The sequence below is a fragment of the Mariprofundus erugo genome, from assembly GCF_005818865.1.
Taxonomy (GTDB): Bacteria; Pseudomonadota; Zetaproteobacteria; order Mariprofundales; family Mariprofundaceae; genus Mariprofundus; species Mariprofundus erugo.
This window is the reverse complement of sequence record NZ_VBRY01000012.1, coordinates 1-15,407: the sequence shown is the minus strand read 5'-3', so window position 1 is coordinate 15,407 and position 15,407 is coordinate 1. Positions and strand designations below refer to the sequence as shown.

Sequence of the window (15,407 nt, the reverse complement as noted above, 5' to 3'; positions counted from 1 at the left end):
CTTCCGGATGTGCGAAATTTGCGTCGCACCCTGTCCACCCATACCATTCAAGTCAATGTAACTGCCTGCTTTTACGCATTTGATGTTGTCATTTCTGCACGCAAAAATCAGGTCGCACAACAGGCCGGCCCGCCCCTTCAGGCCAAAAAGAGATCCCAGCTCTGCGGCCATCGTGCTTTCAACTCCATGTCATTGCCGCTGACCGGATGGGTAAAACGCAATCGCCAGGCGTGCAACATCAGCCCCCTGCCGCCAGCCGCCCGGTAGGCAGCAAGCTCCTCCTTGCCGCCATACTTGCCGTCGCCAAGGATGGCATGCCCCTCCCCCTGCAACTGGACACGCAACTGATGGGTGCGGCCGCTATGCGGCTTGAGGGCAACCATGGCATAGTCCACGCCATGCCTGTTGTAGTGCATCATCACCTGATAGTCGGTAATCGACTCCTTTCCCTCTTCTGCATCGACCACCATCCGCTCACCGCCCTGAACCACACCCTTGGCCAGATGTGAAATCATGCGACCGGCATGTGTAAACGGATGACCGCTGACCAGAGCAAAATATGTCTTCTGCATATCGCGTTGCCTGAATGACTCAGCCAGGCAACGAAGCGCTTCGAGATTTTTTGCCAGCAGCAACACCCCGGAGGTGTCGCGATCCAGCCGATGTGCGAGACGCAGATCCTCGAGGCCGCGCGCCTCCTTGAGAGCCTCGATCAACCCGGCTTCATGACCACTCCCCCCGTGCACCACCATCCCGGCAGGTTTATCTACCGCCAGCAACCACTGATCCTCATAAAGCACAGGCATGGCCATGGCCCGTTTTAACAGACTGTGAGGCACGGCACCTGTTTCAGCCGGGGCCTCCGGTTCACGCAAACTCGCAGGCAAAAACACCGTATCACCGGCCGCAACGCGGGCCTCCGGCTTCGTACGTTTTTTATTGACACGGACATTGCCCTTGCGGATCAGACGTAAAATCAGCGCCCTTTGCGAAGCCCCGAGCTGACGTATCAATACACGATCAAGTCTGCTGCCATCCTCATCCTCACCCACGATCAGGATGCCCTCTTCCGTAATAGCTCTTGCCAAACCAGTCTCCATACCTGTAGATTCAACGGCCAGCGTAGCGAGCTCCGTTTTGTTTCACCACACTACAATGCGCGTGCGCATCACCAGCCTTGCAATCTACGGTTTATTTTCCGGGAATCCCAGCCTTCGAATGTTTTTCACCTCAGGCCGGGTTATGCTTCTCCCGACCCGTTGCCCCTGGTGATACGCCCCTTGCAGTTTGACCGTGCGACAACACGTAGAGCCTGCGCCAATAAAATGCGTTTGAACGACTTGTGCTGACCGTTGCAACCCAAAGACAGCGGACAGCAAAAATATAGCTGAATATATATTGTCCAGGCATCCACAAGAGATGCCGAAACAGTATAATTTCGTGACAGCAACCTGATGGCTGGTCAGCTGCAACTGCAGGCTGACGCCATATGTCACACAGTGCCGTGCTTTAAAACAAGCCAGTCAAACGCCAAAAGGAACCGGGCGTGACAACAACAACACAAAAGCTCATGCTGATCAATGCATCGCATGAGGAAGAGAGCCGTGTGGCCATCGCAGAAGATGGCTATTTGCACGAGCTTGATATCGAATCAGCACATAAAACCCTCACCAAAAGCAATATTTACAGAGGTCGCATCACCAAAATTGAGCCCAGCCTGCAGGCTGCCTTTGTTGAGTACGGGGCTGCACGTCAGGGCTTTCTCTCGCTGAGCGAGATTCATCCCGACTACTGGAAGGAAGGGGTCGACAAGTCGACCAACGTACGCAATGTATCCATTCAGGATGTACTGGCTCCCAAGCAGGAGCTGCTTGTTCAGGTCGTCAAGGAGGAGCGAGGCAACAAGGGTGCCGCCCTCACCACCCAGATTTCTCTGGCTGGCCGCTACCTGGTACTGAGCCCGAACACCACACGCGGCGGCATCTCGCGCAAGCTGTCGGATGATGATCGTCGCTCCATGAAGGAGATTCTTTCCCAGCTTGAAGTCCCTGAAAATATGGGTTTGATCATCAGAACTGCCGGTAAGGACCAGACCCTGGAAGCACTGCAACGCGACTATCAGTACCTGCGCCGCCTGTGGGATGAGATCCGCATCAAGGGTGAAACCACCCCCTCGCCGGCACTGATCTACCTTGAGGGCGATCTCGCCACCCGTGCGATCCGCGACCATTTTTCTGACGATGTGGAAGAGATCTGGGTGGATAATCATGAAATCTATACCCACACAAAATCATTTGTTCATGCCGTTCTTCCCGGCAAGGAAAAGCTGGTAAAATTCTATCGCGGAAAGATTCCGTTGTTTCGCAAATATGGCATCGAATCACAGTGCGAGGAGATGCACGAGCGTGAGATCCGCCTGCCTTCCGGTGGCTCTATCGTACTCGATCCCACCGAGGCTCTGACTGCCATCGACGTCAACTCCGCCCGTGCCACCAAGGGCAAGCATATTGATGATACCGCACTGGCCATCAACCTTGAAGCAGCCGAAGAGATCGCCCGGCAGCTGCGCATACGCGACATCGGCGGCCTGATCGTCATCGACTTTATCGATATGGCCAGCCGCAAACACGGACAGCTGGTTGAAGAGACCCTGCGCGCCGCCTGCAAGGGCGATAAAGCGCGTATCCAGTTCGCACGCATTTCCCGCTTTGGTCTGCTTGAAATGTCGCGCCAGCGATTGCATCCATCTGTTCGTGAATCAACCACTGAGTCCTGCCCGCGCTGTCAGGGCCGTGGATTTATCCGCACAGTTGACTCCATGGCACTGCAGATGCTCACCCGCATGGAAGACTGGGCTGAAGCAGGCAAGACACCTACGCTTGTGGTACAGGTACCGTCCGATACAGGCGAATATCTGATGAACAACAAACGGGACAGCATTGCCCGTATCGAGGAAACCTACGGGCTGCAGATCACCCTGCAGATTCGTCCTGATCTTGATATCCCCCATTACCGCATCGAGCGTCAGTGGGTTGAAAATAATCAGCAACGTGTCGAGGTCCTTGAGGATACCAGCAAACGCGTCAAACCACCCCGGCCGGGCCGCAAGTTAAAGCCCGTCAAACCGGTTGTCGGCATTCCGACACCCCCACCGGAGCCGGAAAAGAAAGAGAAGAAGAAGGGCGCGCTGTCAGTCCTGATTGATCTTCTGACCGGTCAGAGCCGCAGGGAAAAGCAGCAGAAAGAGGCTGAAGAGAGAGCCGCTGCAGAAGCAGAGCAGCAGCGCCGTGATGAACAACGTGAGCAGCGCAAACGCTCATCCGGTAACAAGAGCCGCAACAGGAACAGCACGGACAGTGAGCAAGGCAAGCAGCCGGACGCAAATGCTGCGCCTGAAAATGCCCCTGAAGGCAAGAAAGAGAGGCGACAGAGACCACCTCGCAAACCTCGTCCGAAACCGGCCCCTGCACAGGCAACAGATGAGGCAGCACAGCCAGTGGCCGCAGAACTGCCGGCTGAACAGACTGCGGATGGCGAGGCTCCAAAAAGCCGGCGCAGACGCAGACGCAGACGTCCGTCAGGAAACCGTGGTGAGGGAGCAGCGAACACCGAGGCACAGACTTCTGACAACAGCCATGAAAACAGCACTCCTGCCTCAGAGCCACAGGCTCCCCGCCAACCTGCAGCACTGCCTGCACCTGTCACACCGACAGAAGGGGCGTAAGCGGAAGTGGACGACGACTCCTTTCTGAGCATCACGATCACTGCCGATACAGCCGGCAAACGCCTGGATGCAGTACTGGCCGCTGAAAGCGGACTCAGTCGCAGCAATATTCAGTCATTGCTTCGCGATGGACATATTGCCAACGCGGCCGGAGAGACTGATCTGCAGGCATCATGCAAGGTATGGGAGGGGGATTCCTTTGAAATCACCCTCCCTCCTGTGAAACAGATGAACCTTGAACCGGAAGCCATCAGCCTGGACATTCTTTTTGAGGATGAGCACCTGATCATTCTCAACAAGCCGGCCGGCATGGTTGTCCATCCTTCTCATGGTCATGATCATGGTACGCTGGTGCATGCGCTTCTGCACCATTGCAACTCGCTGCCAGGCATTAATGGCATTGAGCGCCCGGGCATTGTACACCGCCTGGACAGAGACACATCCGGCAGCCTTGTCATTGCAAAAACGGAGCTGACACACCGCAGGCTTTCGGAGATGTTCGCCGAACACAATCTGAACAGACAATACGTGGCATGGAGTCGCGGTACTCCCAACTGGCGTGAAAAGCGTATCGATCTCCCCATCGGGCGCCACCCCCGCCAGCGGCAAAAAATGGCTGTCAACGAAAGAGGCAAGGACTCTGTTACCGATGTTTCCATCGAACATGTATATGGTCCGTTCAGCCAGGTGCGGCTGACCCTTCATACCGGGCGCACCCATCAGATCAGGGTTCATTTAACCCATGAGAATCTTCCGATTCTGGGGGATGCAGTATATGCACGCAGTTACCATCCCGGTGCTGAAATCCGGCAGCCGGCCCGTCAGGCCATTGCGGACCTGACACGACAGGCACTGCATGCCGAACTGCTTGAGTTCGACCACCCCATTACCGGTCAATTGCTAAGTTTCCGGGCCCCCCTGCCTGCAGACCTGGCAAGATTGCGCGATGCACTGATCAGCAGCTACGGGCAGATGGAAGCAGCCATGATTCATCAGTGGTCCTAGGTTCACAGACTGCCGTCTTGTGATATGCCCATGACTGACTGCAAAAATGTCCTCATCATGATCAACAGGCGCAAATGACTGACATGACAGCATCAGCTGACAGGACGGCATGCGGACTGATCCGCTCACAACTGCTGCTTCGCCACGGTATTCTGGGCTTTTTCACCACCCGTGGCGGAGGGGTAAGCCCTCCCCCTTTTGACAGCCTGAACTTCGCCACCGATTCAGATGATGCGCCCGATCATATCCGGCAAAACATCGATATAATCAGTGCCAAGGCGCCGCTTCCCTGCCCGCCGCATCAGGCCAGGCAGGTCCATAAAAGCGACCTGATCTGGTGTGCTGGCAATGGCCACATGCACCAGATTGATGCGGATATTCTGCTTAGCAGAGACACTGATGCCCCCGTTGCTGTACGAACTGCAGATTGCCTGCCTGTTCTGCTTGCTGATCCGCAATCCCGTATCGTTGCCGCCGTTCACGCCGGCTGGAGAGGAACTGCGGATACTGTGGTCAGGGCAGCTGTTACAGCCATGGTTGAACAGGGTGCCAGGCCTGAACGCATACTGGCTTCACTCGGCCCCTGTATTGGTCCATGCTGCTTTGAAATCGGTGAAGATGCGGCTGACAAACTGGCTGCAAGCAGTCCGGGAGCGGAGAATCAAATTTTCACCCACCCACTGCGGGCTGACCTTGCTGCCATCAACCGGCTGCAACTGCTGGATTGCGGCATCATAGAGCCCCATATCGAATGCTCATTTCTGTGCACTGTTTGCCATCCGGATCAATTTTATTCTTTCAGACGTGACGGACACCACTCAGGACGCCAGCTGGCCGTTGTCGCCATTCCTTCATCGACGTAGTCTGTGCCGATGAACTCAAGATACTTCCGCATCATTTGCATCTGTCTCGCTCTGGCCGCAAGCGCCGGCTGTGCAGACAAGAAAAACGACTTCCTCAATGACGCCCAGCGTGAGTACGATGCTGCCAAAAAAGAGGTTCAGCACGGCCAGTATAACACCGCAGCCATGTCGCTTGAGCACTTCAGCAGTCGCTACCCTTACAGTAAACTCGCTATTCAGGCTGAATTATTGCGTATTTTTGCTGCCTACAAGGGTGAGGAAGAGGTTCTGGCCGAGGTCCTGAGTCAGCGCTTTATCGATCAGCATCCTACGCACGTCAATGTCGATTATGCCAAATATATGCTGGCCATGAGCCAGTATAAGCAACGCGCATCGGCAGAAAAAGATCCAACCCAGAACATAGCAGCAATCAAGTCTTTCAAGGCTCTGATCAAGGACCACCCTGACAGTCCTTACGCCAAACAGGCAAAGGCCAGGCTGCAGTCGCTTTATAACACACTGGCCACCCATGAACTTACGGTCGGCAAATTTTATTATAGCCGGGATCGTTTTGTTGCTGCCGCCAATCGCTTTCAGCAGGTCGTACAGCACTATCAAACCACACCGGCCATTGAAGAAGCATTATACTACCTTGCCTCATCCTATGACGAGATGGATATGAAAAAGGATGCCAGGCAGACAGCTCAATTATTGCAGCATAACTACCCCAAAAGCTCCTGGAGCTCAAAAGCCGATCGATTCATTCAGTAAGCGGGGCACCTTTCCATGCGCTGTTTCAACCGGCTTGTCAGACTGCTTGCTGCTTCGCTCATCCTTGCCTCACTGTTAAACAGCTGTGGCGATCATGATAAAAGTGACATCAACACCATCCTTGATGCCCGCGATCGCGCCGTCAGTGAGCATGATATTCTGGCCTACCACGAGTTGCTTGCACCTGGCTACCAGGATCGTGGTGAAACAGAGGCAGCCCTTGTCATTCGGATCAACAAACTCTTTGAACAGTTTGATGAGATCACCATGACATCAGACAATCGCATCATACGACTGCAGGATGAAAACCACGCACTGTGTGAACAGAATTATCGCCTGCGCGTCAGAGCAGATAAAAGCTGGCGGGAAATGTATCAGCGCGAACAAATTTCACTGACACGAACACCGGCCGGCTGGAGAATCAGCGGCGGCCTGTGAACCGCTCCTCCTTCCTTATCACCCTGAAGCAGTGCACCATCAGGAAAATAAAAAAAGGGCTCCGTGCAGGAGCCCTTTTTTTATTTTCGCTACACGGATCAGAAACGATAGGTAAACGAAGCGCCTGCCAGATGAATATTGGACTTATAGGTACCATTTCGCACCCAGTTACTCGGAGCCGGTGAAAGCGTCTGATTTCGATCTGCAAGCCAGACAAACATATAGGCCAGATCCAGGGTCACCTGTCCGGACAGGTCTACACCATAACCGACATGTACTGCCTGCCTGTCATTGCCGGGCAACAGTGGTGAAAAATCCACCGCCCTGATCGGCGTCGGGTCGTATGTATAACCGATACGGGCACGCATCGTATCGCTATAGGCCCATTCAGCACCGGCACGGAAGGCCCAGGTTGCTTTCCAGTTTTCCGGCACGGTCAGGTTGGGAATAGCGCCAAATGCCAGCGCCGGATTATAGGTAAATGCCAGCTTGTCGAACTTTTTCCAGTTCACCCAATCCGCATCGGCACTGATCGTCCAGCTGGAAGCCGGATGAAACGCGACACCGATATTGAGCATATCCGGCATGGTCACGGTAATTGCATTACTGCCGGTGGTCGCCGTAGCCGTATGGGTAGACTGACCTTTCGAGCTTATTTTCACACTGGAGCGATAACTGACACCGACATTCAGCATCTCGGTTTTATAAAGTCCGGCCACATTATAACCCCAGCCAGTCCCCTTGAAGTTCTGCTGCAATGCAGTTCCATTAAAATCAACGCGGTACATATCGACAAAATCAACACCGACAGCAACAGCAAAACCGTCATTTAATTTAAAGGCCACATTGCCATTGATATTTACTGCCTGCAAACGTCCGTACTGGGCACCGCCGGCAAACACGGCAGTCGTAGGCCATTTCACCTCAAGCCCGAATGGAGAGTTGATGCCGATTCCGGCAGTCAGGTTTGAATCGGTATTGATGGCCATATAAGCATGCGGAATAAATATCGCTTTGCGGTCAGCGCTGGCAACGGCCGGATGTAACGGATTACTGGTATTGGAGGTAAAATCGACTTTCGGCATCACTGCAACGGCACCTGCAGTCACGGCGGTCCCCTTTTGAAAGCCAAGGCCTGCCGGATTATACCAGTTTGCAGTCGGGTCATCGGCGATGGCAGTAAATGCATTACCCATGCCCATCGCTCTCACCCCCATTTCGGGTATCTGGAAGCCGCCTGCATAAGCACCCTGGCCACCGATACAAAACAATGTACACAAGACGGATAATCGTTTCATACAACCACCTCCTCTCTCTCAAAAGAAGTTAAAGATAATCGATATAACGCCTTTTGCAATCAGCATACGTGACGGGAGAAACAAATTCCCCACAGCACTCACACAGAGGCTTATTTACCCATGTCGATGAATGAATCACTTGAAAAGCCGTATGGGCTCACCTATATGAATGATACCGGACCATGAATCCGGAATCAGTGCAAGGAGGTGTATCATGACCCTGATGCGTTGGTCTCCCTGGCAGGAGCTGGAGTCGGTAAACAGCCAGCTGAGTCGCCTGCTTGAAAGCGGAACTACTTCCGCCTTTGGAGCTGACGACGGAAGGTGGGCACCATCAGTAGACATTCGGGAAACCGACGATGCACTGCTGGTGCAAGCTGAACTGCCGGGAATTGATAAAAAGGATGTGCATGTAGACGTGCACGATGGCGTATTAACAGTTTCCGGTGAGCGTCATTACGAAAAGGAGGAGAATGAAAAAAACGTCCATCGTATCGAACGCGCATATGGTAAATTCAGTCGCAGCTTTTCACTGCCAGCCAATGTTGAGACAGACAAGGTAGAGGCACACATGAGCAATGGCGTACTCGAGGTCAGGCTGCCAAAGTCCAGCGTTGCCAAACCGAGCTCGATTGAAATCCATTAGCTAACATGTTTCGGATAAATTTCCAGGCGGGGCCGCAGCTGCGGCCCCTTCTTATACCACCCGCTCCGACCGGAAAAATCTGCCTGGCATAAACGATCAGCCTGCACGAAGAGAGAGCCCGATGACATCGTCCCCGCCGATTACAGGATTGGTCCTTGGCAGCGGTTCTGCCCGCGGCTGGGGCCATATTGGTGCCATCCGCGCCCTGCAGGAACATAGCATTTCGCCCCGGATTATTTGCGGCTGCTCTATCGGTGCCCTTGTCGGTGCATCGCTGGCATGTCACCGGCTGGATGAGCTCGAACACTGGGCCAGACATCTGTCAACGCGTGATATCATTCGCCTGCTTGATTTCAGCTTGCATGGCGGAGGAGTCATTCAGGGAGATCGCCTGCTGGAGTCGTTTTGCCTCTACGTAAATGACGTATTGATCGAGCAACTCGACACCGGCTATGGCGCCATCGCAACCAACCTCGACAATGGCCACGAGTGCTGGCTGCAAAACGGGAGCCTCCTTGATGCGGTCCGGGCCTCCATTGCATTGCCCGGTCTCTTTTCCCCCTTTCGATATCAAGATCAGTGGCTGGTCGATGGCGGACTGGTCAATCCGCTTCCGGTTTCAATGTGCAGGGCGATGGGGGCCGATATTGTCATTGCCATCAACCTGAACAACGGCCTCGTCGGTAATCATGTGCGAGCCAAGGGGCGTGAAACAAGACTCGCGCTGGCCCTGCAGGAGAGTGAGTTTCTGCAAAAAATTGCCGCAGGCGTGGCTGAACGCGCAAAAACCATACTACCCTCTGCACGTTCACCCGAGCGGATACCGGGCATCATGGAGGTCATGACCGGTGCCATTGATATCATGCAGGATCGTATCACGCGCAGCTGCCTGATCACTGACCCACCCGATATCCTTGTCTCTCCACGCCTGGCTCATATGGGGTTGCTCGAGTTTGATCGTGCTGAAGAGGGCATCGAAGAGGGATATCAATCGGTATTGGCTGCAATCAGACAGGGCGACTTCAGATCCATTCTATGACAGCAACCAGACATGGATGCGCTGATGGGCGAGCCATGGACAGACGCCACAATCCGGCAGGATAGCCGGACAGGACGGCTTTGCCGCCGTGAGCTGCAGGATACAGCGAGTCAAATCAGACAGGTACGTGTTTGATTTGCAAGCAAAGGTAGAATGACTCGGGCAACATGCCCTCGCCCTGCGGGCGGTTTTGGCCGTCCAATCGATCCCTGCCTCTTTGTCACACTTTTGTCTTGGCGAACTGATTTTTGCCAGGGTGGCAATACATCAGCATTTCCTTATCAATCTCTGAGCAAAACTCTGCTGATAAGCTCCGCCACTGTTTGTGCCCCATCACCAGCCGGATCCGGATAGCTGCGCGGTGATTGCCGGCTTTTTTCCAGTGCATGTAACCACTCTCCGGCAGAAAATTCACGCCGTGACATACCGGCAGCCGGAAAGTGGCTCTCAAGCCACCCCTTCAGCATAGGAAACTCGGGGAAATCAGGCCGCTCCACCCAGACGATCGGCGTTGAGGTCGACCAGCACTCCGACAAAATTCCATAGCCCGGCTTGCAAACAACCGCATCAACATATGGCATCACATCCACCGCACGCAAACTGGCATCAAAACGAATCGCCGACACATTGGCCGGTGCATCAGCCGGAGCTTCCGGCATCAGAAAGTGCCATCCGCTGCATCTGGCAAGTGCCTGATAATCAAACGGGGGCTGTGCTGAACCACCGAATATTACAAGTGCGGTTTTGCTTGCAGCTACCGGAAGAGCATATGATACCGGCTGCGGCTTTGCTGCAATCAAAGGAACCTTCCGTTGTTCGGGAAACACCGGCATGACCATCGCCATGGGAGGTGTACATAACAGGTCGCAACACGCATAAGCTTTAGCCAGCACAGCCAGTGCCGGATCATCCGGCTCAAGCCACGATGAATAGATCGTATGCCAGTCAAGCGTGGCCAGTCCTATTGAGGGGACAGCAAGTGCCCTGGCCACCGGAAAAGCCAGCGGTGAAATATTGGAAAGTATCAAATCGGGCGAGAACTCCGCGAGCAATCTCTTTTCACGCTGCACACGCGCATCCATATCTGCCAGCCAGTGGCGCAACTGATCGATGGAGGCCTCTCTGTCTTCTTCAATCGCTGACTTCTGCACAACGCCGACATCAACAGACTCTCTATCCAGCTGGAAATCAAAGGTAAGACGTGCGCGAATTTCCTCTTCCGCCAAAGCACAACGAATCAGCACTGTGCAATTCGAGTATCTTCGCTGAAGCTCATTGAGTACAGGTGCGACCTGAGCCAGATGGCCAAATCCGTGACCTGAAATATATACAGCCAGTTTCATCCCATGCATGGTAGCCGATGTTATATCCGGGTCAATTTACAGGCCTTATGGCTCATACCCCGGCAGTAAAGCTTGAATCCTTGCGCCGCCATAAAAGTTTCACTGTCAGTTTTCCACTGGCGAATTTGATGATCGATGTCTTCGTCCACGTCAGCACGAATAGATGAAATCAAATAAAATACCACCTAACATGTTGTTTATAATAAACATTCACAGGAATTACTTCAAACCATGACAGACAGAATGATAGCCTGTCACATATTATAAACGTCTTTTACGCAGTTTATTCACAGAGTTATCCACAGGCATATATATACCGCCCCCCACAATACAGGGATTCATTCGGCCGGCTTCATTTTATATCATTGCCACATGTGGATACAAAAACAATTGACCCTGAAACCTCGTAGCCGGGGCTTTCATTTGATCACAGCAGAAATCCTGTCCCATCTTCCCGAGCTCAGGCAAATGCATATCGGCATGGCCCACCTCTTTATTCAGCACACCAGTGCCAGCCTGACTATCAATGAAAATGCCGACCCTTCTGTCCGCAGCGATATGGAGCAGCACTTTAATCAGCAAGCGCCTGAGCATCAGCCATTCTATACCCACACCGATGAAGGGCCGGATGACATGACAGCTCACCTGAAAGCAACCACCATTGGTAACGCTCTGATGATCCCCATCAGGAACGGGCAGCTGGCCCTTGGCACCTGGCAGGGCATTTATCTTGGCGAACACCGGAACCATGGTGGCTCGCGCAAGCTGATTGTTACGCTACAGGGAGAGTGAACTTCAGCTGTTTTCCCGGATCATGACTTGATCCGAATCCCGCAACTTTCTGCCCATCCTGAATAGTGAGCACACTTCAGAGCCAGGGAGCCCTGAATCAATCAGCGCTTCCGGGCGGACGCAACAATCCGGCAGGCTGACAATCAATCAGCATCTCGCTAACGCCGAGCCGGACACTCCAGATGCAATACATGCACCCACTGGCCACCATGTTTAATTTTCAGGCGCCGCTTTGCTGTCATCGCCAGTGCCCGCTCACAAGCCTGATCCGGCACAATCACCGCCATGCGCCAGCCGGAAAAATGCCGTTTGAATACCTTGCCAAGCATACCGTATAAAGCCTGTGTATCCGCTTCAATACGTCCGCCATAGGGAGGGTTAACCAACAGCAATCCCCCTGTAGCACCGGCAGGAGGAAGCAGCATAGCCATATCAAGTTCGGAAAATTCAATCAGATTCGATACTCCGGCATCTGCCGCATTCAGCTCTGCCTGTGCCAACATCTTGGCATCAAGATCACTGGCATGAATCTGCAGCAGGGGTGTCACAGCCATGGCTTCAGCCTTTTCCTTCACCCGCTGCCACCCCTTTTGCTTCAGGCTCGGCCAGTGCAAAAAGGCAAAATCATGCGTTAAACCCGGGGCCCGTTTTGTAGCCATCAGAGCGGCCTCAATCGCAAACGTTCCGGAACCGCACATCGGCGTCAGCAGCCATTCATCCGGCTGCCACTGCATCCATTGCAACAATGCAGCGGCAATCGTTTCGCGCAGTGGTGCCATACCACTATGCAAACGATATCCGCGCCGATCGAGCCGGTCACCGCTGCAATCGAGACTGATTGTGCATTGATCATGATCCATACGAATCAGAATCTGCTGCCCCTCCGCGTCACCTTCTGCGGACACCCCGATATGGCTATCACAGATCGCGTCGAATACAGCCTTTTCCACACGGCCTGAATGCAACAGCCGCGAACCCTGGCAGGAGGCACGCAGTGACAGCTTCACACCGTCAGCGAGATAGCGGGACCAGTCGATCCGTCTGCTTTTGTTGTAGAGCTCGGGAAATGACAACGCCTTGAACGAGGCCAGACGCAACAGTACACGGGTGATCGAGCGGGCACGAAGATTCACCCGCATCATCGTATCCGGTGAACCGGTGAACTCGATCCCCCCCTCTACCGTGGCAAGATCATGGGCTGAAAGTGCTGCCAGCTCGGCTGCTGCCACTGCTTCAAGTCCGGGAATGGTAATGGCGAAATAACGGGGAGCATCACTCATCCGAAAAAGCCGGTCAGGGGCATGGCGGAAAGTTTCATCGGCTTAACGCCAACCCTCGAGTATTTCCATGCAGGTACGATTCATCTCAACCACCCTCTCTTCACTGGCCGCCTCATTATAGCAGCGCAGCTCCGGCGCATTGCCACTTGGACGCAAATGGACCACTTCCTGGCTGGCAAAGGTAATACGGAGTCCATCCGTATCATTCACAGCCACCACCTCACCAAAGATGTTTCCCAGCAGCGCTGCAATCGCTTCCCGGTCGGCGACTTCATCACCACTATTCAGCCCCGCAATACGAGCCTGCGAAATTTCGGTCGGAAATGCTTTCAGCCGGTCACTGCAGGTAAAGCGCTGCGGCAATGTTGTCAGCAGACCGGAGACGGTGAGATTGCTTTCAGCCGCCAGCATCAGGATAGCAAGCGGTACAATCACAGCATCGCGAGTCGGCAGAGCTGCAAGCGTACGACCATTCAATTCGATATGGGTCGCAATCAAAAAGCCGCCATTGGCCTCATAACCGACGACCTTTTTTCCACCCTCTGCAACCGCATCATCCATGGCGGCAATCACATATGGAGAGCCGATACGGGTGCGGGCTACGTGCTCAAACCAGCCGCACTTCTCGGCAGCAGAGTTACTGCTTACCGGTGTCACCACATGGGTTGCTGCCAGATAACGGGCACAGAGTACGCCTGCCACATCACCACGCAGCCAGTTTCCATGCTCATCGCTGATCAATGGGCGGTCGCCATCACCATCAGCAGAAATGATACAATCAAAATCACCGCCCGCGGCCCATTCAGCGGCAAGGGCAACATCCTCAGGGCGAATCGCTTCAGTATCCACCGGGATAAAAGTCAGGGAACGACCAAGCGGAGTGACCTGAGCTCCCAGCCCCTCAAAGACGGCAACCATGATATCGCGGTCCACACTGGAGTGCTGATAAACACCAACACGGCGTCCCTTCAGACAATCGACCGGGAAGAAGTCCAGGTAGCGCTGAATATACTCCTTCTCGGCAGTATCCAGTGCCGGCGGCAATGCCGGTGCTGCCACTGAGAAGCCCTCTGCATCAAAGCTTGGTGGCAAGGTTACAGTACTTCGGCTCAGCACCTCTTCATCACTCTTGAGTACTTCACCGGCAGGTTTGTAGAACTTGATACCATTGCGATCGTCCGGAATATGGCTGCCGGTTACCATCACACTGGCAAGCCCACGTGTCATGGCATAACAGGCCACTGCCGGCGTCGGAATAAAGCCACAGTTAAGCGGAGTAAAACCGCCATCCACCACAGCCATAGCTACGGCATTCATAATGCGTGGGGAACTCGGCCGGAAGTCGCCGGCAATCGCAACGGCATCACCACAGTGAATCTCGCCTTTCGCTTCCAGATAGCTCAAAAACGCGATTGTATAGGCGTAGCAAACCCGGTCCGTCATATCGGTTGCAAGCCCGCGGGCACCGCTGGTACCAAACTTGACACCGCTCTTTTCCATCAAATCTGCAATCAATATTGTCTCATTTACTGCATTCATGCATCACCCCTTCCCTGCCTGAAATATAAACCTGTATTATGTGTAACCCTGATATGCCCGAAAAATCAGACAAGCCGTCAAAGATCCCTTCCGATCCATGCCCCTTCGAAAGCAGCCTCAGACTTGTGCTGATTTAAATATGCACGGGCACCATCATGATCAAAGCCGGCAACATACACCCTGTACCACTCCTGCCCGTTGACCAGCACCACCTTGATGGAACTGGTCACACCAAGCTGCTGCAATCCTTTCACCGCTTCTTCTGCCTTTTCACGCACAAGATGTGATGAGAGGTTAACTACCCAGTGATTTTCAGGCTGTGTCGCCGCGGCATCAACGGCAGGAGAAGCAGATGCTGACGCTGGTTGCTCATCAGCCGCCAGAGCTGCCGAAGCAACCATAACTTCCTGCTTGTAGGAGCGCACAACGGCTGTCTGCGTTGCCTGCGTTGCCTGCGTTGCCTGCGTTGCCTTTGCCTGCGTTGCCTGCGTTGCCTGCGTTGCCTGCGTTGCCTGCGTTGCCTGCGTTGCCTGCATTGCCTGCGTTGCCTGCGTTGCCTGCGTTGCCTGAGCTGCCTGAGCTGCCTGAGCTGCCTGAGCTGCCTGAGCTGCCTGAGCTGCCTGAGCTGCCTGAGCTGCCTGAGCTGCCTGAGCTGCCTGAGCTGCCTGAGCTGCCTGAGCTGCCTGAGCT

Annotated in this window: 14 protein-coding genes; 8 read left to right on the top strand and 6 right to left on the bottom strand. The window is 54.0% G+C overall.

Translation table 11 applies throughout. The annotated features are described in order from the left end of the window. Positions 1–137: 137 nt before the first annotated feature. The gene (locus FEF65_RS11510) at positions 138–1,088 is read right to left on the bottom strand and encodes an RluA family pseudouridine synthase (protein WP_138239971.1); all 951 of its coding nucleotides are present in this window, start codon (positions 1,086–1,088) and stop codon (positions 138–140) included. A 458-nt stretch (positions 1,089–1,546) separates the two neighbouring features. On the opposite strand from FEF65_RS11510, the gene FEF65_RS11505 reads away from it, so the two are divergent. From FEF65_RS11505 to FEF65_RS11485, 5 genes are all read left to right on the top strand, one after another. After that, the gene (locus FEF65_RS11505) at positions 1,547–3,724 is read left to right on the top strand and encodes an Rne/Rng family ribonuclease (protein WP_238701372.1); all 2,178 of its coding nucleotides are present in this window, start codon (positions 1,547–1,549) and stop codon (positions 3,722–3,724) included. Positions 3,725–3,730: 6 nt separating this feature from the next. Further along, entirely contained in the window at positions 3,731–4,729 is a 999-nt protein-coding gene (locus FEF65_RS11500; RefSeq protein WP_202978125.1) for an RluA family pseudouridine synthase, read from the top strand. A gap of 74 nt (positions 4,730–4,803) precedes the next feature. Beyond that, positions 4,804–5,592, top strand: coding sequence for a peptidoglycan editing factor PgeF (pgeF, locus tag FEF65_RS11495; RefSeq protein WP_238701371.1), 789 nt, complete (start codon positions 4,804–4,806; stop codon positions 5,590–5,592). A 9-nt stretch (positions 5,593–5,601) separates the two neighbouring features. Further along, a complete protein-coding gene (locus tag FEF65_RS11490; protein ID WP_138239969.1) occupies positions 5,602–6,342 on the top strand; it encodes an outer membrane protein assembly factor BamD in 741 nt (246 codons plus the stop codon). 15 nt (positions 6,343–6,357) lie between these two features. Then, positions 6,358–6,780: a hypothetical protein gene (locus FEF65_RS11485; protein WP_138239968.1), complete on the top strand. Its 423-nt coding sequence runs from the start codon at positions 6,358–6,360 to the stop codon at positions 6,778–6,780. A gap of 98 nt (positions 6,781–6,878) precedes the next feature. Here the strand turns inward: FEF65_RS11485 and FEF65_RS11480 are convergent, their stop codons facing one another. After that, on the bottom strand, positions 6,879–8,078 hold the full coding sequence (locus FEF65_RS11480) for an OmpP1/FadL family transporter (RefSeq protein WP_138239967.1): 1,200 nt from the start codon (positions 8,076–8,078) through the stop codon (positions 6,879–6,881). 214 nt (positions 8,079–8,292) lie between these two features. On the opposite strand from FEF65_RS11480, the gene FEF65_RS11475 reads away from it, so the two are divergent. Beyond that, entirely contained in the window at positions 8,293–8,724 is a 432-nt protein-coding gene (locus FEF65_RS11475; protein WP_138239966.1) for an Hsp20/alpha crystallin family protein, read from the top strand. Positions 8,725–8,845: 121 nt separating this feature from the next. After that, the gene (locus FEF65_RS11470; protein ID WP_138239965.1) at positions 8,846–9,763 is read left to right on the top strand and encodes a patatin-like phospholipase family protein; all 918 of its coding nucleotides are present in this window, start codon (positions 8,846–8,848) and stop codon (positions 9,761–9,763) included. A gap of 281 nt (positions 9,764–10,044) precedes the next feature. On the opposite strand, the gene FEF65_RS11465 is transcribed toward FEF65_RS11470, so the two are convergent. Continuing rightward, on the bottom strand, positions 10,045–11,106 hold the full coding sequence (locus FEF65_RS11465; protein ID WP_138239964.1) for a hypothetical protein: 1,062 nt from the start codon (positions 11,104–11,106) through the stop codon (positions 10,045–10,047). 372 nt (positions 11,107–11,478) lie between these two features. On the opposite strand from FEF65_RS11465, the gene FEF65_RS11460 reads away from it, so the two are divergent. Then, positions 11,479–11,898: a secondary thiamine-phosphate synthase enzyme YjbQ gene (locus FEF65_RS11460; RefSeq protein WP_138239963.1), complete on the top strand. Its 420-nt coding sequence runs from the start codon at positions 11,479–11,481 to the stop codon at positions 11,896–11,898. Between the two features lie 158 nt (positions 11,899–12,056). On the opposite strand, the gene FEF65_RS11455 is transcribed toward FEF65_RS11460, so the two are convergent. From FEF65_RS11455 to FEF65_RS13665, 3 genes are all read right to left on the bottom strand, one after another. Continuing rightward, positions 12,057–13,178 (bottom strand): THUMP domain-containing class I SAM-dependent RNA methyltransferase, encoded by a 1,122-nt coding sequence (locus FEF65_RS11455; protein WP_138239962.1) that lies wholly within the window; start codon positions 13,176–13,178, stop codon positions 12,057–12,059. A 42-nt stretch (positions 13,179–13,220) separates the two neighbouring features. Continuing rightward, positions 13,221–14,717, bottom strand: a complete 1,497-nt coding sequence (locus tag FEF65_RS11450) for a phosphomannomutase (protein ID WP_138239961.1) — start codon at positions 14,715–14,717, stop codon at positions 13,221–13,223. Positions 14,718–14,794: 77 nt separating this feature from the next. Then, positions 14,795–15,407: SPOR domain-containing protein (locus FEF65_RS13665; protein ID WP_238701370.1), on the bottom strand; the 613-nt coding region annotated here is incomplete at its 5' end.

Coding starts and splice junctions, on each gene's coding strand:
- FEF65_RS11450 (WP_138239961.1), bottom strand. CDS start 14,717: ATGAATGCAGTAAATGAGACAATATTGATTGCAGATTTGATGGAAAAG.
- FEF65_RS11485 (WP_138239968.1), top strand. CDS start 6,358: ATGCGCTGTTTCAACCGGCTTGTCAGACTGCTTGCTGCTTCGCTCATC.
- FEF65_RS11460 (WP_138239963.1), top strand. CDS start 11,479: ATGTGGATACAAAAACAATTGACCCTGAAACCTCGTAGCCGGGGCTTT.
- FEF65_RS11490 (WP_138239969.1), top strand. CDS start 5,602: ATGAACTCAAGATACTTCCGCATCATTTGCATCTGTCTCGCTCTGGCC.
- FEF65_RS11470 (WP_138239965.1), top strand. CDS start 8,846: ATGACATCGTCCCCGCCGATTACAGGATTGGTCCTTGGCAGCGGTTCT.
- FEF65_RS11475 (WP_138239966.1), top strand. CDS start 8,293: ATGACCCTGATGCGTTGGTCTCCCTGGCAGGAGCTGGAGTCGGTAAAC.
- FEF65_RS11455 (WP_138239962.1), bottom strand. CDS start 13,178: ATGAGTGATGCTCCCCGTTATTTCGCCATTACCATTCCCGGACTTGAA.
- FEF65_RS11465 (WP_138239964.1), bottom strand. CDS start 11,106: ATGAAACTGGCTGTATATATTTCAGGTCACGGATTTGGCCATCTGGCT.
- pgeF (WP_238701371.1), top strand. CDS start 4,804: ATGACTGACATGACAGCATCAGCTGACAGGACGGCATGCGGACTGATC.
- FEF65_RS11480 (WP_138239967.1), bottom strand. CDS start 8,078: ATGAAACGATTATCCGTCTTGTGTACATTGTTTTGTATCGGTGGCCAG.